The organism is Crossiella cryophila, from assembly GCF_014204915.1.
Lineage (GTDB): Bacteria > Actinomycetota > Actinomycetes > Mycobacteriales > Pseudonocardiaceae > Crossiella > Crossiella cryophila.
The window spans coordinates 6,065,391-6,085,919 of sequence record NZ_JACHMH010000001.1 but is presented as its reverse complement, the minus strand read 5'-3'; the positions used below and the strand labels follow the sequence as shown (position 1 = coordinate 6,085,919).

Sequence of the window (20,529 nt, the reverse complement as noted above, 5' to 3'; positions counted from 1 at the left end):
TCAGATCCTCCCCAGTGCGACTGTTTCCCGCCCATTCTCGCTGGTCGCCCCGGACCGGCGCAGTGGTGGTGGACCTACCGTCGTGGTGGTGCGGGGATCCCCTGGTTACCTTCGCCCGCCCGCTCCCGTCATACCGGCGACACCGAGAAGTGGAGTGGAGAGAGCGGAATGCTGAAGAACATCATGTTCGTGACGGTCTGCGTCACCGACCAGGACCGCGCGCTGGAGTTCTACACCGAGGGGCTCGGCCTGGAGAAACAGATCGACTACCCGGGCGCGGAGGGCCGTTTCCTCACCGTGGGCGTGCCGGGCGGCCCGGTGCAGATCATCCTGTGGGCGCACGAACCGGACCCGCGCACCGCGGCGTGGCAGGTCAGCGCGCCCGGTCCCCTGGTCCTCGAATCCGACGACCTGCGCGAGGATTTCAAGGTGATGCGTGCGCGTGGGGTGATCTTCGACCGGTCCGAACCGGAGGACTACCCCTTCGGCGTGCGCATCGCGGCGGTGGACCCCGACGGCAACCGGATCTCACTGCGCGAACCGCGCCGGGGACAGTGACGCGATGACCGACCCCAGTCAGGCGAACCTGGTGGCCGCGGCGTTCCAGGCCCAGCGCGACCGGCTGCGCGCCCTGGCCTACCGGGTGCTCGGCTCACACGCCGACGCCGAGGACGCCGTCCAGGAGGCCTGGCTGCGGGTCGCCCGCCAGGACACCGCGACCATCGGCAACCTGGCGGGCTGGCTGACCACGGTGGTCGGCCGGATCAGCCTGGACGTGCTGCGCTCCCGGCAGACCCGGCCGGAGACCTCCTACGGCGAACAGGTGCCCGGATACGTGGTCACCGTCGACGAGGGCCCGGAACCGGCCGAGCACGTGGCCCTGGCCGATTCGGTCGGGCTCGCGCTGCTCGTCGTCCTGGACTCGCTCGGGCCGGGCGAGCGGCTGGCCTTCGTGCTGCACGACCTGTTCGGGGTGCCCTTCGCCGAGATCGGCCAGATCCTGGGCAAATCCGCCGACGCCACCAAGATGATCGCCAGCCGCGCCCGCCGCAAGGTGCGGGCCACCGAGCCGCCGACCGCGCCCAGCCGGGAGCAGCGCGCGGTGGTCCAGGCCTTCCGCGCGGCCGCGGCGGGCGGTGACTTCGCGGCGCTGCTGCGGGTGCTCGACCCGGACGTGCGGCTGGCGGTGGACACCCCGGGCGGGGTGGTGATCACCCTGGGCGCCACCGCGGTCGCCGCCGGCGTGCGCATGGGCGCCGGTGCGGTCGCCCGCCATCAGGCGGTGCTGGTCAACGGACTGCCCGGGTACCTGTCCTGGCAGGCGGACGGCACCCCGCTCTCGCTGATCTCCTTCACCGTGGCCGAGGACCGGATCACCGCGATCGCGATCCTGGTCGACCCGGCCCGGCTCGCGGCACTGGTGTCACCCGTAGGCCGCTAGTCGCCGCCTCGGTCCGATGGAAAGGTCGAGGTACCCCCCGAGGAGAGGAGAGCCATGGCGGACAACGAGGAACCCACCGAGACCGGCGCCGACAAGCCTGCCGCGCAGACCGAGAAGAAGGTCGTGAAGGGCACCCAGAGGCTGGAGACGAAGCACATCTCCGGGCAGGTGATCACCCACACCATCGTCAAGCCCATCCGAGGCGAGTAGGACCGTCCCGGCGCTGTCGGTGCCGACCGCTAGGTTCCCCGGGTGGCCTTACGGGGGATCTTCATCAAGGACGACTACCTGCCCGAGTACAGCACCCTGGTGGTGATCGACGCCTTCCGCGGCGGCGATCCGGAACCACCGGAGGGCGGCGAGCAGCTCACCGACGGCGCCCTGGACCTGCTGCCGGGCGGGACGGTGGCGGTGGCCGGGTGGGGGTGGCTGCACGGCAACGCCTTCGACGGCTACCACCGGGTCGCCCTGGAACTGCACGACGCGGCCCCGCCGCCGGAGCGGGTGGCCTGGACCGAGGTGGTCGAGACCCCCTACCTCAGCTACTCCGGGTTCGTCGGGCTGACCTTCCTCACCGGCGGGCTCATCGAGGAGGGCCTGGACCTGGGCGCGCCAGGGGCCTACCGGGTGCGGGTGTCCAGCCGGGCAGCGCAGGACCAGGGGCTGCTTTGGCGGCTGCAGTTCTGGCCCGCCGAACCGGAACCACCACGCTGGTACGCCCGTGGCGAGCGCGGCCAGGGCCGGATGAAGTGGTTCGTCACCGACCTGATCATGATGGGCGCGTGGAGCGAGCTGACCGGGCGGCGCTGGCGGCTGGCCGAACTCGCCGACTGGCTGCTGGTGGACCGCACCACCGTGCTCGACGCGCTCGAACAGGTCGCCGACCGCGGCACCGTGGTCTCCACCGGGGACCTCCTCGGCGAGTTCGCGCTCACCACGAACCCGCCGAGGGAAGCAGGCCACACCGGCGGCGGTGTCGTCCAGCTCCCGCCGCCCGGCGCGCCCTGGGACTCCCCCGGCTACCGGCCGCCACCGGGTCCGCCGCCACGGGCCGGGCTGCTCGGGCCGGACGGCACGCTGACCCGCTGGCTCGACGGCGAACCGGTCACCTGCCCGACCGTGCCGAATCCGCGGCGGGCCCTGGAGACCCCCTACGGCGTGGTCGTCTTCGGCGAGCAGACCGTGCTGGTGCGGCCCGACGGCGAGCTGCTCCGGCTGGGTAGCGGGCACCTACCCGGCACGGCGCGGCTGGACCCGGACGGCAGGCGGCTGTGCGTGGACGAGCACCACATCGGCCGCCAGTCCTACCGGCGACGACACCACCTGGACCTGCTCGACGGCGCCCAGCGGCTGGAGTGGCTGCCGGAGTACGAATGGCCGACCGGGCCGGTCAGCCAGGCCGACTCGCGATCCGGACTCATGCTCACCGTCGCCTCCGCCGACGACGTGGTGATCACCGGGCCCGGCGGGCTGCGCCGGGAACTGTGGCTGCCCGGCACGGTGCGGCTGACGCCCGGCGGCGCCGGCCTGTTCACCACCAGCCACGCCCCACCCGCGCTGACCTGGTTCGACCTGGCCGAAGCCGATCCCACCGGGGTGGTGCGCTGGCTGCCCGGTGGGACCCGGCCCGACCACGGACTGGTGTGGGAAGGCCCGGCGCAGGTGGTGCTGCCGGTGGATATCCGGGACTGGGCGCGGGTCGGGGCCCGGCTGCTCCGGGTCGAGTTGCGGCGCGGCGAGTACCAGGCCGTGCCAGGGGACGGCGGCCTCGTCGTGGAGCCATGGTTCAGCGTGGACTAAAAGAATTTGCCGCCGACGGCCCCGGGGCGATGCTGCTCGCATGATCGCCCCGACCACGCCGTTCGAGCGGCTCACCCCGGCTGACCTGCCCGCCTGCTCCGCGCTGGCCCTGGACCGCGAGTGGCCGAGGGAGGAACGCAAGTGGCGGTTCCTGATGGCCGTCGGCGAGGTGCACGCGCTGCGCGACCCCGACGGCGGCCTGGCCGGGACCGTGGTGCTCACCCGCTACCGGGCCGAGCTGATCGCGGTCAGCATGGTCCTGGTCGCCGCCCGCTTCACCCGCCAGGGCCTGGGCAAACGCCTCATGCGGCACGCCATCGACCAGGCCGACGGGGCCACCTTGGCGCTGACCGCCACCGCCCAGGGCCTCGGCCTGTACCAGCAGCTGGGCTTCACCTCGCACGGCCGGATCCAGTCCCACCGGGGCCGCTTCCAGGCCGAACCCGGCGCCGCCGGGCACAGCCGCCCGGCCACCCCGGCCGACCTCACCGCGATCCTGGAACTGGACCTGGCGGTGTTCGGCGCCGACCGCTCCCCGGTGCTGCGCCGCCTGCACGCCTTCGCCGAACACCTCCGGGTGATCGAGGTCGACGGCGGGCTGGCCGGGTTCGCCGCGGCCTGGCGCAACGACGACCACCTGGTGCTCGGCCCGGTGGTCGCCCAGCGCCCCGAACTGGCTCAGGCCCTGCTCACCGACCTGGCCCTGGAAGCGGGCGAGGCCGGCGTGCGCATCGACGTCGACGACGTGCACACCGGCCTGACCGAGTGGGTGGTGGCCCGCGGGCTCACGCCCGGCTTCGCCCCGACGATCATGACCCACGGTGGTCGGCTGCCCGCTGACCGGAGTCGCCTCTACAGCCCCCTGATGCAGGCACTGGGCTGAGCCATCCGGCCGCATCATTTCCCGGTGACCTGCGGATATCGAAAAACCAACTAATTTCGATGGCAGCCACCCGGCGAGTTGGGCATTATTGGTGCTGCACCACATTGTTTGGTGACAACAGAACTGGGGAGCGTTTCCATGGGGGAAAAATGGGGATCGCTCGGCAATGCCAGGGGAAGGCAGAGCCGGCGGGCGCGACAGCACACGCGGGGCTGGGACCAGTCAGCCCGTACCAGCAGGCAGAGGGGTGGAAGGTGACCATCACCTGACCTGGACACCGAGCCGGCGGCCGGGAAATGCATGTTGCGTTTCTCCGGCCGCCGGAAACGGTGATCTATTCGTTACGCGAAGCTTGGCAACCTTTTATCAGCGCGCGGTGTCGTCATATTGTTCCGAGCGCAATCCGGCCAACGTGGCCAGGTCGAGGTTCTCCAGGGTGTCCCGGAAGACGCGTCGGGGGCCTGGCTCGACCGGCACCTCACACGGCACCACCAGCACCGTGCAGCCGGCCGCGGCCGCCGAGGCCGCGCCGGTGGGCGAGTCCTCCACCACCAGGCAGTCCGCCGGCGCGACACCGAGCCGGGCGGCCGCGGTCAGATACGGCTCCGGATGCGGTTTGGTCCGGCTGACCTCGTCACCGCAGAGGGTGAAGTCGAAGAACTCCCGGCCGATGCTGTCCAGGGCCAGCTCGGTCAGGTCCCGCTGGGTGGAGGTCACCAGCGCGGTCGGCAGCCCGCTCGCGCGCACCATCCGCAGCGCTTCCAGGGCGCCGGGCCGCCAGGGCAGGCCGAGAGTGAACAGCTCGGCGGTGCGCCTGGTCAGCCAGGCCGAGGCCGCGGCCAGCTCCGACTCGACGTGGGCCAGACCGAGTTCGGTGAACAGCATCGCGATGGTGCGCTCCTGGTTGGAGCCGACCATCGCCTGCCGGGTGGCCAGGGACAGCGTGCCGCCGAGTTCGGCGGCCAGATCGTCCAGGGAGATGTCCCAGACCTTCTCCGAGTCGACCAGGGTGCCGTCCATGTCCCACAGCACCGCGGCCGGGAAACCCGTGCTCCTTGCGGGTCGCGGCAACGCTTCTAACAGCGGCGACACGTCATGATCAGACATGCCGACAGCCTACGGGCCCGCACCGGGGGTGCTGGGCCTTAGTCTTGCCCGGTGACAGATCCCGAAGAGCGCCCCGCAGCATCCGAGGACACCCAGGCTGACCCGCCGACCCTCGTCAACCCGGTGCTCATCGCGGCGTTCGAAGGGTGGAACGACGCAGGTGACGCGGCCAGCACCGCGATTGAGCACCTCCAGCTCACCTGGGACGCCACCCCGCTGGCGGAGATCGACCCGGACGACTACTACGACTTCCAGGTGACCAGGCCCACTGTGCACATGGTGGACGGGGTCACCCGCAGGGTCGAGTGGCCCACCACCAGGCTGTCGGTGTGCCGCCCGCCCGGCGCGGACTTCGACGTCGTGCTCATGCACGGCATAGAGCCGAACATGCGCTGGCGGGCCTTCTGCGCCGAGCTGCTGCACCACGTGGAGAGCCTGGGCGTGACCACCGTGGTGACCCTGGGCGCGCTGCTCATGGACATCGCGCACACCCGCCCGGTGCAGGTCACCGGCACCGCCTACGACGCGGAGTCGGCGGCCACCTTCGGCCTGGAGCGCTCGCGGTATGAGGGGGCCACCGGCATCGTCGGGGTCTTCCAGGACGCCTGCGTGCAGATGGGCGTGCCCGCGATCTCCTTCTGGGCCGCGGTGCCGCACTACGTCTCCCAGCCACCCTCACCCAAGGCCACCCTGGCGCTGCTGCACCGGGTGGAGGAGGTCCTGGACCTGGAGGTGCCCCTGGGCGCGCTGCCGGAACAGGCCGAGGAGTGGGAGCGCACGGTCTCGGAGATGGCCGAGGAGGACGAGGACGTGGCCAGCTACGTCCGGTCCCTCGAAGAACGTGGCGACCCTGACGGCGACATGAACGACCGGCTCACCGAGCTGAGCGGGGACGCCATCGCCGCGGACTTCGAGCGGTACCTGCGCCGTCGTGGCGGCCGGGGCGGACGCGGTGATCAGCCGGGGCCGCACGGGCCGGGCGCGCGCTGAGCCGCTTACCCGGGCGCCTCGCGGTCGCCGGGCTGTACGCGGGCGGGTTCCTCGGGCCCTTCGGCGGAGGCGTGGTGGCCTCGATGCTGCCGGAGCTGGGCGAGGCGTTCCAGCTCTCCGCCGGGGCCGCCTCGGCCTCGCTCACGGTGTACATGATCCCTTTTGCCGGGTTCATGCTGTTCTCCGGCACCTGGGGTCAGCGCTGGGGCGCCCGCCGCACGGTGATCACCGCCTACCTGGTGTACGTGGCCGCCTCGCTGGGCTGCGCCCTGGCCCAGGACGAGTACCTGTTCCTGGCCGGGCGCGCGGTGCAGGGGGCGGCCAACGCCTTCGTCACTCCCCTGTTGCTGGGCGCGCTGGCCGCGATCACCCCACCGACCCGGCTGGGCCGCACGCTGGGCTGGTTCGCCTCCATGCAGGCCGCAGGCCAGACCTCCGCCCCGCTGATCGGCGGCCTGGCGGCCGAGGTGAGCTGGCGTTACGCCTTCCTCGGGGTGGCCGTGGTGGCGGCGGGGCTGGCAGTGCTGGGCCTGCCGGGCGGCGAGTCCGGCCCGCGCCGCTCGGCCAGCCTGCGCACCGCGTGGCGACCCGCGGTGCTGCGCGCCGGCCTGGTCGCCGGGATCGGCTGGGGCTGCCTTGGCGGCCTGTCCTACCTGGTGGCGCTGCGTCTGGACGATGACTTCCAGCTCTCCGCGGGCACCAGGGGCCTGGTGCTGACCGGGTTCGGGCTGACCGGGATCCTCACCGCGCGGGCGGTCGGCCGGGCCATCGACCGCTTCGGCGCCCGCCGCTGCGTGCTGACCGGCACCGTGCTCGGCGGCGTGCTGCTGGCCGGGGTCGGCCTGGTGCCCTCGCTGCTGGCGGTGGGCCTGCTGTGGGCGGCGGCCGGACCGGCCATGCAACTGATCATGGTCGGCCTGAACGCGCTGGTCCTGGCCGGAAACGGCGACAACCGCGGCGGCGCCGTCTCGGTGGTGCAGTCCCTGCGCTTCGGCGGCGGCGCGCTCTCCCCAGTGGCCTTCGTCCCCGTCTACCACCTGGACCCCCTGGCCGCGTTCCTGCTGCCCGCCGCCCTGCTGCTGACCACCGCACCTGTGGTACTTCCCCGGATACCGCCTGGTCAGGGCACGGAAAAATAGCTCGCCACAGTCGTGGTGACGCACTAGCGTGCCGCCTCGTGGCTGATCTTGGACGTGACCCGTTCCCGCTGCGTGGCCGAGTCGCCCTGGTGACCGGCGCCAGCCGCGTCGCCGGCATCGGCTACGCCACCGCCCGCCGCCTGCACGCCTACGGCGCCGACCTGCTGCTGCACCACCACAGCCCGCACGACGCCGCCCAGCCCTGGGGCGCGCAGCCCATGGCCGAGGTGCTCGCCGGGGTGCGCGCGGCAGGCCAGGGCCGGGTCGAGGAGATCAGCGGCGACCTGGTCGCCCCCGACGCGCCCGCCCGGATCGTGGACGCCGCCATCGAACGATTCGGCCGCCTGGACATCCTCATCTGCAACCACGCCCGCAGCGGCGGCGACGGCACCCTGCAGGAGATGACCGCGGCCAGACTCGACGAGCACTACGCGGTCAACACCCGCTCCACCCTGCTGCTCACCCAGCGCTTCGCCCACCACTTCCAGGCAGACCGAGGCGGCCGGGTGGTCTACCTGACCTCCGGCCAGCAACTGGGCCCGATGCGCGGCGAGGTCGCCTACGCCGCCGCCAAGGGCGCGCTGGCCGCGATCACCGCCACCGTCTCCGACGAACTGGCCGGGTCCGGCATCACCGTCAACGCGGTCAACCCCGGCCCGGTGGACACCGGCTGGGCCACCCCGGACCTGGACGAGTTCGTCGCACAGAGCTTCCCCGCCGGCCGCTGGGGCCGCCCCGACGATCCGGCCCGCCTGATCGCCTGGCTGGCCACCGACGAGGCCGAGTGGATCACCGGCCAGGTGCTCAACAGCGAGGGCGGCTTCCGCCGCGGCTAACGCGGATGAATCCCGTCCAGCGCCAGCGCCAACACCCGGCTCGCCGTGACCCCGCCATCCGCGGCCGGCTCGGTGAACAGGGAGATCGCGTTGACCAACGTCAACAAATCCCCCAGCCCAACCCCGTCCCGAACCACCCCGGCCCGCTGAGCCCGCCGCAACAACTCACCACCGGCTTCGCTGATCATGGCGTGCCACCCCACCCCATCCCCCACCCCGGGCAACACCGAAGCGGCCAACCCCCGGTTGGCGGTGGCCAACGCCGCGAACTCCTGCAGCCACCCCACCAACGCCACCCCCGGCTCCAGGGTCTCGGCCAACACATCGGCCCGATCACACAACCCCTGCACCCGATCCCGGAAGACGGCTTCCAGCAGCGCGCGCCGAGCCGGGAAATGCCGGTGCAACGTGGCGGACCCAACCCCGGCCTGCCGAGCGATCTCCTCCAGCGACGCCTCGGCCCCGTCCCGGGCGAAGGCCACCTCGGCCGCGGCGAGAATCCGGTCATAGTTGCGGCGCGCGTCCGCACGCATCGACCGCTCCGGCACAGGAATCATCCTAACCATGATCAGAACCGATACCGGACCAACCGACTGACCCGCCGCAACGGCCCGACCCGATCCGCGAACCGCGCCACCAGTTGATAGAGGTGCGGCAACCGATTGAGCCCCCGCAACCGCACCGCCGCCAACTCCTCAGCCAACCGAACCCCCGGCACCAGCCGCTCCAGCTCCCGCGCGTCGTCCACTCCCCACCGGAACCGCGCTCCCATCCGCCGCAACAGTGGGCTGAGGTTGCCGACCCGGGTGCTGAGGCGGTTCATCGCGTCGAAGTGGAGTTCGCCGTGCGGGAAGTGGCCGGTGACCCGGCGGAGGAGTGGGAGCAGTTCGGCTTCGGTGAGGTACATGGTCAGGCCCTCGGCGACCATGAGGCCGGGGCGGCCGGTGGGGATCTGGTCGAACCAGGCGGGGTCGGTGACGGAGGCGCCGATCAGGTGGTAGCCGGGTTGGCTGCTTGGTTCGGCGTGGCCGGTTGGTCCGGGTTGGGTGCTTGGTCCGGGTTGGGTGGTTGGTCCGGCCTGGTCGGCTTGCCTGGGCGCGGTGGGCGAAGCGGGTGCGGTGGGTGAGTTGGGCGAGCTGGGTGCGGCGAGCTGTCCGGGTTCCGCAGGTTGATCAAGCGACTCAAACGGGGCCGGTCGGTCGAGGGACGCGGACCGGTCGAGCAACGCAGGCCGACCGGGTGCCGCGGCCTCGCCAGGCGACCCATACCGGTCAGGCGACCCGGGTGCCGCAGGAGCCGCGAACGCCGCGAGCGGGAAGAGCCTGCGCCGCAACTCGACGACATCCGGAAAGTCCACATCGAACCAGTCCACAGTGGACGGCGGCCGCAGCCGCAGGTACCGACTGTCCATGCCACAGGCCAGATGCAACACCACAGCATCCGGATACCGCCGCAAGAAGGTCCCCACCCACTCGTCGAACTGCCGGGCCCGCATCGCCACCGCCATCGCCGAGGCCCGAGCAACCCGCAACCCGTCGAAGTCGTAATCGATCCGCGCCACCAGCCACTCAGCCACCTCATCCCGCAAAATCGGCTCCGGCTCCCGACTGTGCAACGCCCGCCCATAGAGGGTCACGAGATTGGTCTCCCGCACCTCGCGATAGTCGATCTTCTCCCGGTCCACCTGATCGATGATCGTCCCGTTCCGGCCGGCCCGCATCCCCGGCTTCCATCGTGACCTGCGGCTCCCAGCTTCGGCTTGCCCCGCTCGACCTGCCCCGCTCGACCCACCCTGCTTGCCGCCTCGGCCGGCCGGCTGGCGGTGCGTGCGGCGGCAGCCGTTTCGCGCGGCGGCCGTTTCACGACGCGCCACCCGGATCGCCCTTGCTGGGCCCGCCCGGAGCGCCCCGTGCAGGCGGCGAGGGTGGCAGGGTCGGCTGGCTTGGCGGGCGGGCGCAGGGCGCGTTTCGCGGAGCGCCGGCCGCCGATCGCGGGGGCCGGGGGGCCGGGGGGCGGGCGGAACGTCTGTCGCGCGTCGATGCGCGACTGCCCGGTAAGCCTGGCCTGGTGAGTGGAGCGGAGCGGGACCTCACTGGGGGCTGGGGGCTGGCGGGCGGGTCAGCCGACCGCCGGGCTACGCCGCTTCCCTCGGGCTATGCCGCACCGCTTCTCTGGATGATCCCGTCACCGGACTCCTCGGCGCGCTGCCCCTGCCCAACCATGCGAGGGCTTGAGCGGGGCAGGTGGCGATGCCTGGTGCCTGGCACCTGGCGGCGTTCGCGGCTGGGCTGCGCCACGCTGCTGGCCAGGCGTGGCTGCTGGCCAGGCGTGGCTGCCAGCCGGGCGTGGCTGCTGACCGGGGCTCGGTGGTCAGGTGTGCCTGGTGGTCGGCGCGCTCCGGGGCCGGGTAGCGGTGGGCGCCGGGTGGTGCTGGCGGCTGGGCCGCTGGGCTGGGACCGGGGCTGGTGCTTGGCCGGGGCGTGCTGTGTCTTCTTGGTCGGGTCGTTGCGTCGCTGGGGCTGTTGCATTGTCGGTCGCCTGGGCTGCTGTGTGCCGTGAGCCCGTGCCGGGTCCGCCGCCGCCACCGTTCCTCTGCGGAACGCAGAAACGGCTGTTTTGGTTGCCTTGATGTTTGGATCTTGTCACTCGATCGGGTCTGGAGTGGGTTGGCCCAGGCGTGTGTGGGGGCCAGTTTACCGTGGAATTGTGGGCTGGGTCACAGCAGGAGGTGCGCTGTTCGGAGGCTGGGGTGGGGCGTGGGCTTTGGCGTTCCTGGGGGATGTTGGGTTGAAGCGCTTGGTGGCGGGGGCGGTGATTCGTACGTCCGTGTTTTGGCTGTTCAGGGGCTTGGTGTTTGAGGGTGGGGTGGGTGGGGGCCTTGTGGGAGGGGCGGTTCTGGGTGGGGAGGTGGTGGGGGTTGGGGGGCGGGCGAGATTTTTTGGGGGTGGTGGGAACCTGGGGTGGGGAGCGGACAGGAGGGGGTGTGGGGATATCCATTCGGGCTCGGTTGCGTGCGGGTGATCCGGGCGCTTTTGCGGAGTTGTTCGATGAGCATGCGGGGGTGGTGCATCGGCACGCGGCGCGGGTCACCGGCAATGTGTCGGTGGCTGAGGATGTGGTGTCGTTGACCTTTCTGGAGGCTTGGCGGGCTCGGGCCCGGCTGGATCCGGAGGGCGACTCGGTGCGGCCCTGGTTGTTCGGGATCGCCACCAACGTCTTGCGCAATGTGACTCGGGCGGCTCGGCGGCATCAGGTCGCGCTGGGGAAACTGCCGCCGCCGGAAGTGGTGCCGGACTTCGCTGAGGAGGTGGTTGGGCGGTTGCATGATGGGGAGCTGGTGGCTCGGGCTACCGCGGCGTTGGGGAAGTTGCGGCGGGCTGAGCGGGAGGTGTTCACGTTGTGCGTGTGGGCCGGTCTCGACTATGCCGAGACCGCCTCGGCGTTGGGGATTCCGGTGGGGACGGTGCGATCTCGGCTCTCGCGGGCCCGTACGCGGTTGCGGGCCTGGGCGGCGGAACCGGGGAGCCGGGTCGGACAGGTAGCGGGTGACCTGGGAATTTCACCTGTGGAGAGTGGACTGTGAGCCTTGATCAGGAGCGGGTTGAGTTGACCCGGCTGTTGCCGCCGCCGGGGGATCCTGGATTGTCCGAACAGCGGCACGCGGAGTTGCGGGCGGAGTTCCTGCGCCGGGTGCACTCCCCCACGCCCCGGTTCCGGTGGTCGTGGGTGCGGTGGCCGGTGGTGGTGGTTCCGTTCGTGGTGGCGGCCGCGGTGGCCGCGGTGGTGCTGGTGGCTCCCGCCATTCGGGAGGCGGCGCCGGTGGGGTCGAACTCGCAGGTGGCGGGGTCGTCGGTGCGGAACGCGGCCGAGTTGCTGAGCAAGGCGGTGGAGGCGGTGCGGGCCCGGCCGTTGGTGGTTCGGCCCGATCAGTACCTCTACGTGGACAGCTTCAATCAGTGGCGGGGGCACGAGATAGGCCAGGACGGGCAGGTCCGGGTGCTTCCCGGGCCGGAGTTCAACCGGAGGGAGGACTGGTATCCGGCGGCCACCAGTGTCCGGGGCGCTTCCCGGCACGATGGGGGTGAGCTGCGGGAAGGGCAGAGCTGGGATGAGTCGGACCGCAACATTCCGCCGGTCAGCACACTGCCCACGGACCCGGACAAGCTGCTCGCCCAGTTCTACGGGGAGGTCGAGCCCGATCAGCAGCCCCGGGATTGGCGGGTGTTCAAGCGGATTCACGAGCTGCTGATGATGGGGAACGCGCCGCCGGAGTTGCTGGTCGGGCTGTACCAGGCCGCGGCCCGGATTCCCGGCGTGCACCTGGTGGGCCAGACGATGGACGTGAAGCGGCGTCCCGCGGTCGCGGTCGGGTTCGTCGTGGGCGACACGCGGGTCGAATGGTTGTTCGACCGCAGCACCTACGAGTACCTCGGGCAGCACAGTGTGGCGCTCAAGGCCGACCAGTTCAACCAGGAGGGGCAGAGCTTCGGGCCGGTGCTGATCATGCGGCGGGCTGTGGTGGATCGGCCTGGGCAGACGGCGTGATCACCTCATCGGGTCACGGGGCGGGCTGAGCCTGCTCGCAAATTTGCGTACAGGTATACGTGGGATCATGTCCAGCCCGAAGCACGCCATCCTGCCTGGGCGCAGTGTCGGCGGTGAACTCCGTGCCCTGCGCAAACAGCGTGGGCTGACCTGCGTCCAGGTGGCCGCGGAACTGGGCTGGCAGGCATCCAAGATCTCGCGGATGGAGACCGGCAAGCAGGGGGTGAATCCGGCGGACGCGGCCTCCATGCTGGCCATCTACCGGGTGGTCGGGGTGGAGCGGCAGCGGTTGCTGACGCTGGCCGAACGCGATGGCGAGGACGCCTGGTGGGAGCTGAGCGGGCCGTTGTCGGAGGAGGTCAAGACGCTCATCCGGCTGGAGAACGAGGCGATCCGGATCGACAGCTGCCAGCCGCTGCTGGTGCCGGGTTTGTTGCAGACCGCCGACTACACCCGGGCGCTGATGAAGGCCGGTGGCATGCCGGAGGCCGAGGTCGAGGGGCGGGTGGCGGTGCGGATGGGGCGGCAGGCGGTGCTCAGCCGGGACGTGCCGCCGGAGTACCACGCGATCATGGACGAGATGGCGTTGCGGCGGGTGCTGGGCAACCCTCGGGTGATGGCCCGCCAGCTCCGGCAGCTGGTGGACACCGCCGAGCGGCCGTCGGTGACCCTGCAGGTGCTGCCCTTCGACCTGGGTGGGCATGCCGGGCTGGACGGGCCGTTCACCCTGCTCGACTTCGCCGAGCAGGGGCCGGTGGCCTTCCTCGATCACAAGATCTCCGGGTTGTTCCTGGACAAGCCGGAGGAGCTGGCCTTCTTCCAGCACGAGGTGGACAAGCTGATCGAGGTCGCGTTGAGCCCCGCCAGGTCGGTGGAGTTCATCGCCGGTCTGGCCAGGCAGTACGAACAGGCGTGAGGGAGCCGCGCCGATGGACGATCGCCCGCCGGCGCGCCTTCCTCAGCTCGGCTCCCGCCACATCCCGAACAGCGCCGGCGCCGCCGTCGGCAGGTCGAGTTTCTCGGTGACGGTGAAGCCGAACCGTTCGTAGTAGGCCACGTTGTCCCGCACGCATTCCAGGTAGGCGGGCGCGTGCAGGCCGGTGAGGCGGGCCCGCAGCAGCGCGCCGCCCACGCCGGAGCGCTGCCGGTCCGGGTCGGCGGCCAGCAGGGACAGGTACCAGTGCGGTTCGCGCGGGCGGGCGGCGGCCAGGGCGTGGTCGACCGCCTTGCCACGGCGGAGGAACTCGCGGAAGTTGGCCGGGCCCATGGCGGTCAGGATCGCCGGGATCAGCAGGAGTTTGCGCCAGCGACCGCCGTGGGCCGGGTCGGGCGGGGCCCACACCCCGCCGCCGAGTAATCGGTCCTGTTCGTCGACGGCGACCTGCACGCCGCCGCCGGGCAGGTACTGGCGGCGCAGTGCGTCGGCGGTCAGGCCGCCGTGCACCCGAGGGCGGCTGGGCGGGTCGAGGTAGACCCAGTTGATGAACTCGTCCCCGGCGAAGGCGCGGACCAGCAGCCCGGTCAGGGCCGGGACGTCCTCGGTGGCGGCGGGCCGGATGTGGATCTCGGTCACCGGGGGGCTCGTTCCGCCTGCCAGCGGGTGATCAGGTTGGGCAGTTGCTCGCGCAGGTAGGACAGGAAGTCGCCGGTGACGGCCATCCGCCTGCCCGCCGGGGTGTCCGGGCCGAGTGCGGCCGCGCCCTCGTTGGCCGCGGCCAGCAGGTCGTCCATGGCCCGGTTCTTGCGGGAGAGGGTGTCGTACCAGAACTCGTCGCCGACCCGGAAGACATCGCGCCGCTGCCCCGGCTCCCGGTCCCGGATGACCAGGCGGGTCTCGGTCAGGAAGCGCACCGCCCCGGACACCGCGGCCGGGCTGATCTCCAGCCGCTTGGCGATCTCCGCCGCGGTGTGCGCGCCCTGTTCGGAGGCCATGATCAGCGCGAACACCCTGGCTGCCATCCTCGGCATGCCGCCCTCGGTCATGAGCAGGGCGAAGCGCTCCACGAACCGGGCCACCGCCTCCTCATCGCGCGGCCGCTCGGCCTCGGTGACCTCCTGCGCGCTCACGGGTGCCGCCGCAGCAACAGCACCGGGATGCGGCGGCTGGTGCCCGCCTCGTACTCGGCGAAGGACTTGTTGTGCGCCACCGCCTTGGCGTACCAGCGGACCCGCTCGGACTCCTCGGCGATCTCGGTGGCGGTGAAGGCGAAGGTCTCCGCGCCGATCTCGGCGGTGCCGACCGGGTTGGCCCTGAGGTTGTGGTACCAGGCCGGGTGCTGGTCCGCGCCGCCGTTGGAGGCCACCACGCCGAGCTGGTCGCCCTCCTGGAAGTACAGCGTCGGGCTGGTGCGGGGCAGCCCCGACTTGGCCCCGGTGGTGGTGAGCAGGACCAGGTCGGATCCGGCGAACATGCCGCCGACCTGGCCGGCGTTGGCCCGGAACTCCTCGATCAGCTTCCGGTTGAACTCGTTCATACCCAGGGTTTACCACGATCTTCGGGACGGTGGCGGAGGTTGTCCACAGGCCGCGGAGCTGTCCACAACTTCTCCGCGCGACTTGCAGAAAAATGTGTGCACAGGTTTCTTTGCACAGGTATGGTCGCGGCATGACCGAGCCTCCCCGGGAGCTGACCGACCCAGCGGCGCTGAAGGCCTATGCGCATCCGCTGCGGCAGCGCATCCTGCGGGAGCTGCACCGCAACGGCCCGGCCACCGCGACCACCCTGGCCACCGCGCTCGGGGAGAACACCGGGGCCACCAGCTACCACCTGCGCCAGCTCGCCCGGCACGACTTCGTCCGCGAGGACACCGAACTGGGCCACGGCAAGGAACGCTGGTGGCGGCCGGTCTCCACCGACATCCGCTTCCCGCGCTCGGCCGGTCAGTCGCCGGAGGTTCAGGCCGTGCTGGCCAAGCTCGCCGACGACGGACTGGCCGCGGACCTGGCCACCTACGCGCGCTTCGCCGAGCGTCGCGCGGAGTTCGGCGAGTGGGCCGACGCGGTGCCCTACTCGCGGGGCGCGGTCACGCTGACCCCGGAGGAACTCATGCGGTTCTTCGCCGACTACCTCGACCTGCTCAACCGCTACCGGGACAACCACGACCCGGACGCCCAGAACTCCCGCCGGCTGCTGGTCAGGTGGGTCGCCTTCCCCGATCCGGGGGACGGCTGAGCAAGAAGTAAGGCCGGTGTCGCCGAGTTGCCGCTCGGCGACACCGGAGCAACGGAAGCACGCGCCATTTCCCGTGTACGCAACCTCCGCAAGGAAAGGAGAGCACTCCGTGCTGCTCCGGATCAAGCTCGCCACGCTGCTGGCGACCGTCGCCACCCTCGCTACCGCCTTACCAGGGAACGCTCAACCCGCGGCCAAGGCCGAGCAGACCAGTTTCACCAGGGACGGGCTGTCCTTCCCGGCCATCGTCACCTCCCCCGGCACCCCCGGCCGCCATCCCGCGGTGGTGCTGATCAGCGGTTCCGGGGCCACCGAGGCGGACAACATGCTGCCCGAGGCGCAGGCATTCGCCAGGGCCGGGATCGTCGCGCTGACCTACCGCAAGCGCACCGTGGGCTACTCGAAGGTGCACCGCGACTACACCCAGCTCGCCGATGACGCGCTCGCCGGGATGGCCCAGCTGATCAAGGACCGCCCGGATGTGGATCCGGCCCGGATCGGCCTGCTCGGCTTCTCCGAGGGCGGCTGGGTCGCGCCCCTGGCGGCGACCCGCTCGGAGGCGGTGAAGTTCCTGATCACCGTGGGCGCCAACGGATTGACCCCGGCCCGGCAGGAGACCTGGGCGGTGGCCAACCGGGTCCGCTGGCACGGCATCCAGGGCTCGATGGGACACATGCTGCGCACCGCGATGCGCCAGGTCACCGAGGGCGGGGTGTTCCCGGAGCCGTTCTACGACCCGGTGCCCACCCTGGCCAAGGTGACCGTGCCGGTGCTCGCGGTCTGGGGTGGTCACGACGTGCTGACCCCGCCGGGGGAATCCCTGGAGGTCTACCGGGACACCTTCGCCCGCACCGGACACCGGCACCACACGCTCAAGACCTACCCGGACGGTCAGCACCGGATCCTGGGCACCGACGACCGCGGTTTCACCAAGCGCGCGGACTACCAGCCGGGTTACCTGAACCTGTTGGGCGAGTGGGTGAACACGGTCGCCTTCGGCCCGCCGGTGTCCACTGTGGACGCTCCGGCGAAGCAGGACGCGCGCACCCTGCCGCGGGAGCCCCTGGGCTGGTGGGAGGCGGGCTGGTCGCAGCTGGCCGTGCTGGCGCTGCTGCTGATCGCCTTCCTGGGCTACGGGATCGGCGCGCTGCGGCGCACCCGCTCGGTCCGCCCGGCCCGCTGGCTGGCCGGACTCGGCTCGGCCGCGGTGCTCGGCGCGCTCGGTTACGTCGGATTCCTGTTCACCAGCAACGCCTTCTATGTCGGCGGGCCGATCATCCTGGGCCGTCCGCTGCCCTGGCTGGCCGTGCAGCTGCTGTGGGTGGCGACCGTGGTGGCCGGGGTGTTCACCGCGCTGGCCTGGCGGCGGGAACGGGCGAGCGTGACCGCCAGGTTCCGGCTGCCGCTGCTGCTGGCCGGGACCGCGGTGCTGGTGCCGTTCGGCCTGTACTGGGGCCTGCTGCTGCCCTGATCCGCAACCGCTGAACGGCGCTAGCCTGGCCAGGACACCGCATGTTAGGAACTTACTGTTCCTGCGGCAAGGTTGCCAATTGGTAACCATGCCGTGCCGTCCCCCACCACGGCAGGTGTCGATGCGAAGAACACTGTCACGTCCCCTGGTCGTCGGCGGCGCCGCCTTAGTGGCGGCGCTGTCGGCGACCCCGGCCGCGCTGGCCGATTCCACCCGCTGCACCGCGGACACCGCGTGTGCGGGCAAGGCGAGCTTCAAGTCCCTCGGCGAGGTCTTCACCCTCACCGACCAGGTCGGCGACGGGCATTCCGCGGTGCTCCTGTACTGGCTGCCCGACGGCACCGGCCCGCACCTGGTGTGGAACCCCAACGGCAAGGGCACCAGCGTCACCGCGAACCTCGAACTGGGCGAGGGCAGCTGGGTGCACTACCGGGTCTGCCTCGGCGAACACGGCAGCAAGGACGTCCTGGAGAACACCTGCGGCGCCCCCATCACCGACCGAGCCTGACCGGAGGATCCCGATGTCGCTGAACCGTCGCCTGTTCCTGGTCACCGGCCTGGCCGCCACCGGCACCCTGGCCGCCCCCGGAATCGGACTCTCCGACGCCCCCGCCCGCAGGCTCGCCCCACTGGCCGACCCCTTCACCCTGGGTGTCGGCTCCGGCGAACCGCGGCCGGACGGCATGGTGCTGTGGACCCGCCTCGCGCAGAACCCCCTGGACCCCGACGGTGGCATGGGCGCCGCCGCGGTGGAGGTCGAGTGGCAGCTGGCCACCGACGCCGCGATGACCGCGATCGTGGCCTCCGGCAAGGAAACCGCGATCGCCGCCGAGGGCCACAGCGTGCACGCCGAACCCCGCGGCCTGCAGCCGGGCCGGGAGTACTTCTACCGCTTCAAGGCCGGTGCCGCCCTCTCCCCCGTCGGCCGCACCCGCACCGCACCGGCCGCCGGCACCGAACCGGCCAAGCTGACCTTCTCCTTCGCCTCCTGCGCGCACTTCGAGGAGGGCTGGTACCACGCCTACCGCTACCTGGCCGCCGACCGGCCCGACCTGGTGCTCTTCCTCGGCGACTACATGTACGAGAAGCCCTCCGGGCAGGCCGACAAGGTGCGTGGCTACACCGATTTCGACGAGACCGACACCCTCGGCGAGTACCGGATCCGCTATGCCCAGCACCGCCTCGATCCGATGCTGCGGGCCGCGCACGCCGCCGCGCCCTGGCTGGTCGTCTTCGACGATCACGAGCTGCGCAACAACTGGGCCGGCGGGCACACCGAACCGGCCGCGGCCCGCAAACAGGCCTCCTTCCAGGCGTTCTGGGAGAACATGCCACTGCCCAAGGCGATGAAACCGGCCGGCGGCAAGATCAACCTCTACCGCGGTCTGGCCTGGGGTTCGCTGGCTCGCTTCCACATGATGGACACCCGGCAGCACCGCTGGTTGCAGGCACCGGCCGGGAGTTGCGCGGAGATCACCAAGGAGGCCCGCACCCTCACCGGCGCGGCCCAGGAGAAGTGGCTCCTGGATCGGCTGGCGATCAAGGACTCGCGCTGGGACATCCTGGGGCAGCAGGTGTTCTTCGCCCAGCGCGACACCGACGGCGCGGCAGGCACCTGCGATGTCAGCACCGACTCCTGGGACGGCTACCGGCGCAACCGGGAACGCCTCACCAAGGGCTGGATCGACCGCGGCGTGCGCAACCCGGTGGTGCTGACCGGCGATGTGCACCGGGCCTGGGCGAACAACCTGCGGCTCAACTACTTCCAGCACACCTCGCCGATCGTGGGCGCGGAACTGGTCACCACCTCGATCACCTCACGCAGCTCCACCACCGTGCCCGGCGGGCTGGACAAGAACCCGCACCTCAACTACGTCGGGCACACCCGCGGCTACGTGCGGGCCACACTCACCCCCGCCCAGCTCACCGCGGAGTTCATGCAGGTCTCCTCGGTGCTGGAGAAGGATCCGGCGAAGGTGACGCTGTCGGTGGCCCGCAGGTACGCGGTGCTGGACGGCAGGCCGGGCGTGCAGCGGCTCTGACCGGTTACCGTGGGGGACATGGCACAACTCGGTGAACTGTTCCCCAGCCGCAAGCTCGGCAAGGTGACCACGAACGAGGACGACGACGGCGAGAAGTTCGAACGCGGACCCCTGGACCTGGAGTCCGGTGTCGTGCGGTTCGGCCGCCCCGCAGCACGCAAGGCGGCCGAACCCACCTCCGACGAGGGCTAGGCCGGGCGCTGCCCGATGACCACGGTGGCGCCCGCGTCCTCGTCCTCGGCGATCTCCGGGACCAGGCCGTGCCGGGCGAAGGTGGCCGCGGTGTGCGGGGCCTGGCGGCTGCTGGTCTCCACCAGCAGGTGACCGCCGGGGGCCAGCCACGCCAGGGCCTGCGCGGCGACCCGGCGTTGCACGTCCAGGCCGTCGGGACCGCCGTCCAGGGCCACCCACGGTTCGTGCAGTCGGGCCTCGGCTGGCAGCAGGCCGATGGCGTCGGTGGGCACGTACGGCGCGTTGGCGACCAGCACGTCGATGCGTTCGCGCAGGTCGGCGGGCAGCGGCTGGTAGAGGTCGCCCTCGTGCACCTCGCCGAGCATGTTGCGGCGGGCGCAGCGCACCGCGGCCGGATCGATGTCGGCGGCGTGTGATTCGACCTCGCCGAGTTCGGCCTCGATGGCCGCGGCCACCGCGCCGGAGCCGCAGCACAGGTCGAGGACCACCGCCCCGGTTTTCGCCAGCGCGATGGCGCGGCTGACCAGGAACTCGGTGCGGCGGCGGGGCACGAACACGCCGCGATCCACCGAGATGCGCAGGCCGTGGAACTCCGCCCAGCCCAGCACGTGTTCGAGGGGTTCGCCGTCGATGCGGCGCAGCACCATGGCCTCGGCGTGGTCCGGGCCGGTCGCGGTCTCCAGGATGAGGCGGGCCTCGTCCTCGGCGAAGACACAGCCCGCGGCGCGGAGCCGGGCGACGGTGCTGAGGGTGTTCCGGGCAGAGAGGGTCGTCATGAACGCGCCTTTCGGGATGCCGATAGGGGCGCTCGGGTTCGACGCGGTCAGGCGGACCGCGGGACCGGGTGAGGGGAGCACCCCGCTGCACAAGCGGTAATGGGTCCCACCTCCTCGGTCGATCCGGTGTCGAGG

23 protein-coding genes are annotated in these 20,529 nt (G+C 71.4%); 16 read left to right on the top strand and 7 right to left on the bottom strand.

All coding sequences use genetic code 11. The annotated features are described in order from the left end of the window. The first annotated feature begins 168 nt into the window (after positions 1 to 168). From HNR67_RS26665 to HNR67_RS26645, 5 genes are read left to right on the top strand one after another with little or no spacing between them, the layout of a single operon-like run. Positions 169 to 558 carry a VOC family protein gene (locus tag HNR67_RS26665; RefSeq protein ID WP_185004956.1) on the top strand — a complete coding sequence of 130 codons (390 nt, stop codon included), beginning with the start codon at positions 169 to 171 and terminating at the stop codon, positions 556 to 558. A gap of 4 nt (positions 559 to 562) precedes the next feature. Continuing rightward, on the top strand, positions 563 to 1,441 hold the full coding sequence (locus HNR67_RS26660; RefSeq protein WP_185004955.1) for a sigma-70 family RNA polymerase sigma factor: 879 nt from the start codon (positions 563 to 565) through the stop codon (positions 1,439 to 1,441). Positions 1,442 to 1,495: 54 nt separating this feature from the next. Then, positions 1,496 to 1,651 (top strand): hypothetical protein, encoded by a 156-nt coding sequence (locus tag HNR67_RS26655; RefSeq protein WP_185004954.1) that lies wholly within the window; start codon positions 1,496 to 1,498, stop codon positions 1,649 to 1,651. A 42-nt stretch (positions 1,652 to 1,693) separates the two neighbouring features. Next, complete coding sequence (locus HNR67_RS26650; protein ID WP_185004953.1) at positions 1,694 to 3,241, top strand: hypothetical protein; 1,548 nt, start codon at positions 1,694 to 1,696, stop codon at positions 3,239 to 3,241. A 40-nt stretch (positions 3,242 to 3,281) separates the two neighbouring features. Beyond that, a complete protein-coding gene (locus HNR67_RS26645) occupies positions 3,282 to 4,124 on the top strand; it encodes a GNAT family N-acetyltransferase (protein WP_185004952.1) in 843 nt (280 codons plus the stop codon). 366 nt (positions 4,125 to 4,490) lie between these two features. Here the strand turns inward: HNR67_RS26645 and HNR67_RS26640 are convergent, their stop codons facing one another. After that, entirely contained in the window at positions 4,491 to 5,144 is a 654-nt protein-coding gene (locus HNR67_RS26640; protein ID WP_246493552.1) for an HAD family hydrolase, read from the bottom strand. A 138-nt stretch (positions 5,145 to 5,282) separates the two neighbouring features. Between HNR67_RS26640 and HNR67_RS26635 the strand changes: the two genes are divergently transcribed. From HNR67_RS26635 to HNR67_RS26625, 3 genes are read left to right on the top strand one after another with little or no spacing between them, the layout of a single operon-like run. Continuing rightward, entirely contained in the window at positions 5,283 to 6,221 is a 939-nt protein-coding gene (locus tag HNR67_RS26635; protein WP_185004950.1) for a PAC2 family protein, read from the top strand. Next, positions 6,218 to 7,360 carry an MFS transporter gene (locus HNR67_RS26630; protein WP_185011131.1) on the top strand — a complete coding sequence of 381 codons (1,143 nt, stop codon included), beginning with the start codon at positions 6,218 to 6,220 and terminating at the stop codon, positions 7,358 to 7,360. The genes HNR67_RS26635 and HNR67_RS26630 overlap by 4 nt, the downstream gene beginning before the upstream one ends. Positions 7,361 to 7,398: 38 nt before the next feature. Continuing rightward, on the top strand, positions 7,399 to 8,196 hold the full coding sequence (locus HNR67_RS26625) for an SDR family oxidoreductase (RefSeq protein ID WP_185004949.1): 798 nt from the start codon (positions 7,399 to 7,401) through the stop codon (positions 8,194 to 8,196). Here HNR67_RS26625 and HNR67_RS26620 read toward each other — a convergent pair. Further along, positions 8,193 to 8,729, bottom strand: a complete 537-nt coding sequence (locus HNR67_RS26620) for a TetR/AcrR family transcriptional regulator (RefSeq protein WP_185011129.1) — start codon at positions 8,727 to 8,729, stop codon at positions 8,193 to 8,195. The two genes, HNR67_RS26625 and HNR67_RS26620, sit on opposite strands and share 4 nt — an antisense overlap. 35 nt (positions 8,730 to 8,764) lie before the next feature. Next, positions 8,765 to 9,916 carry a class I SAM-dependent methyltransferase gene (locus HNR67_RS26615; RefSeq protein ID WP_185004948.1) on the bottom strand — a complete coding sequence of 384 codons (1,152 nt, stop codon included), beginning with the start codon at positions 9,914 to 9,916 and terminating at the stop codon, positions 8,765 to 8,767. A 1,287-nt stretch (positions 9,917 to 11,203) separates the two neighbouring features. Here HNR67_RS26615 and HNR67_RS26610 point away from each other — a divergent pair. The 3 genes from HNR67_RS26610 to HNR67_RS26600 all read left to right on the top strand — a co-directional run bounded on the left by HNR67_RS26610 (position 11,204) and on the right by HNR67_RS26600 (position 13,657). Then, the gene (locus tag HNR67_RS26610) at positions 11,204 to 11,779 is read left to right on the top strand and encodes an RNA polymerase sigma factor (protein ID WP_246492602.1); all 576 of its coding nucleotides are present in this window, start codon (positions 11,204 to 11,206) and stop codon (positions 11,777 to 11,779) included. Then, positions 11,776 to 12,741, top strand: coding sequence for a CU044_5270 family protein (locus HNR67_RS26605; protein ID WP_185004947.1), 966 nt, complete (start codon positions 11,776 to 11,778; stop codon positions 12,739 to 12,741). The genes HNR67_RS26610 and HNR67_RS26605 overlap by 4 nt, the downstream gene beginning before the upstream one ends. 67 nt (positions 12,742 to 12,808) lie before the next feature. Next, positions 12,809 to 13,657, top strand: coding sequence for a helix-turn-helix domain-containing protein (locus HNR67_RS26600; protein WP_185004946.1), 849 nt, complete (start codon positions 12,809 to 12,811; stop codon positions 13,655 to 13,657). Positions 13,658 to 13,699: 42 nt separating this feature from the next. Here HNR67_RS26600 and HNR67_RS46380 read toward each other — a convergent pair whose 3' ends face one another. From HNR67_RS46380 to HNR67_RS26585, 3 genes are read right to left on the bottom strand one after another with little or no spacing between them, the layout of a single operon-like run. Then, complete coding sequence (locus HNR67_RS46380; protein WP_185004945.1) at positions 13,700 to 14,314, bottom strand: GNAT family N-acetyltransferase; 615 nt, start codon at positions 14,312 to 14,314, stop codon at positions 13,700 to 13,702. Beyond that, entirely contained in the window at positions 14,311 to 14,808 is a 498-nt protein-coding gene (locus tag HNR67_RS26590) for a GbsR/MarR family transcriptional regulator (protein WP_312988103.1), read from the bottom strand. Before HNR67_RS26590 ends, HNR67_RS46380 begins: the two co-directional genes overlap by 4 nt. Beyond that, entirely contained in the window at positions 14,805 to 15,215 is a 411-nt protein-coding gene (locus HNR67_RS26585) for a nitroreductase family deazaflavin-dependent oxidoreductase (RefSeq protein WP_185004944.1), read from the bottom strand. Before HNR67_RS26585 ends, HNR67_RS26590 begins: the two co-directional genes overlap by 4 nt. A gap of 131 nt (positions 15,216 to 15,346) precedes the next feature. Here HNR67_RS26585 and HNR67_RS26580 point away from each other — a divergent pair, with 131 nt between their 5' ends. The 5 genes from HNR67_RS26580 (at position 15,347) to HNR67_RS26560 (ending at position 19,618) form a co-directional block, all read left to right on the top strand. Next, entirely contained in the window at positions 15,347 to 15,913 is a 567-nt protein-coding gene (locus tag HNR67_RS26580) for a winged helix-turn-helix domain-containing protein (protein WP_185004943.1), read from the top strand. A 109-nt stretch (positions 15,914 to 16,022) separates the two neighbouring features. Continuing rightward, positions 16,023 to 17,384: an alpha/beta hydrolase family protein gene (locus HNR67_RS26575; protein ID WP_312988101.1), complete on the top strand. Its 1,362-nt coding sequence runs from the start codon at positions 16,023 to 16,025 to the stop codon at positions 17,382 to 17,384. A gap of 121 nt (positions 17,385 to 17,505) precedes the next feature. After that, positions 17,506 to 17,892 carry a hypothetical protein gene (locus HNR67_RS26570; RefSeq protein WP_185004942.1) on the top strand — a complete coding sequence of 129 codons (387 nt, stop codon included), beginning with the start codon at positions 17,506 to 17,508 and terminating at the stop codon, positions 17,890 to 17,892. Positions 17,893 to 17,905: 13 nt separating this feature from the next. After that, the gene (locus tag HNR67_RS26565) at positions 17,906 to 19,426 is read left to right on the top strand and encodes an alkaline phosphatase D family protein (RefSeq protein WP_185004941.1); all 1,521 of its coding nucleotides are present in this window, start codon (positions 17,906 to 17,908) and stop codon (positions 19,424 to 19,426) included. Positions 19,427 to 19,444: 18 nt separating this feature from the next. Next, positions 19,445 to 19,618, top strand: a complete 174-nt coding sequence (locus HNR67_RS26560; protein ID WP_185004940.1) for a hypothetical protein — start codon at positions 19,445 to 19,447, stop codon at positions 19,616 to 19,618. Here the strand turns inward: HNR67_RS26560 and HNR67_RS26555 are convergent. Next, positions 19,615 to 20,394, bottom strand: a complete 780-nt coding sequence (locus HNR67_RS26555; RefSeq protein WP_185004939.1) for a putative protein N(5)-glutamine methyltransferase — start codon at positions 20,392 to 20,394, stop codon at positions 19,615 to 19,617. The genes HNR67_RS26560 and HNR67_RS26555 overlap by 4 nt on opposite strands. Positions 20,395 to 20,529 lie beyond the last annotated feature (135 nt).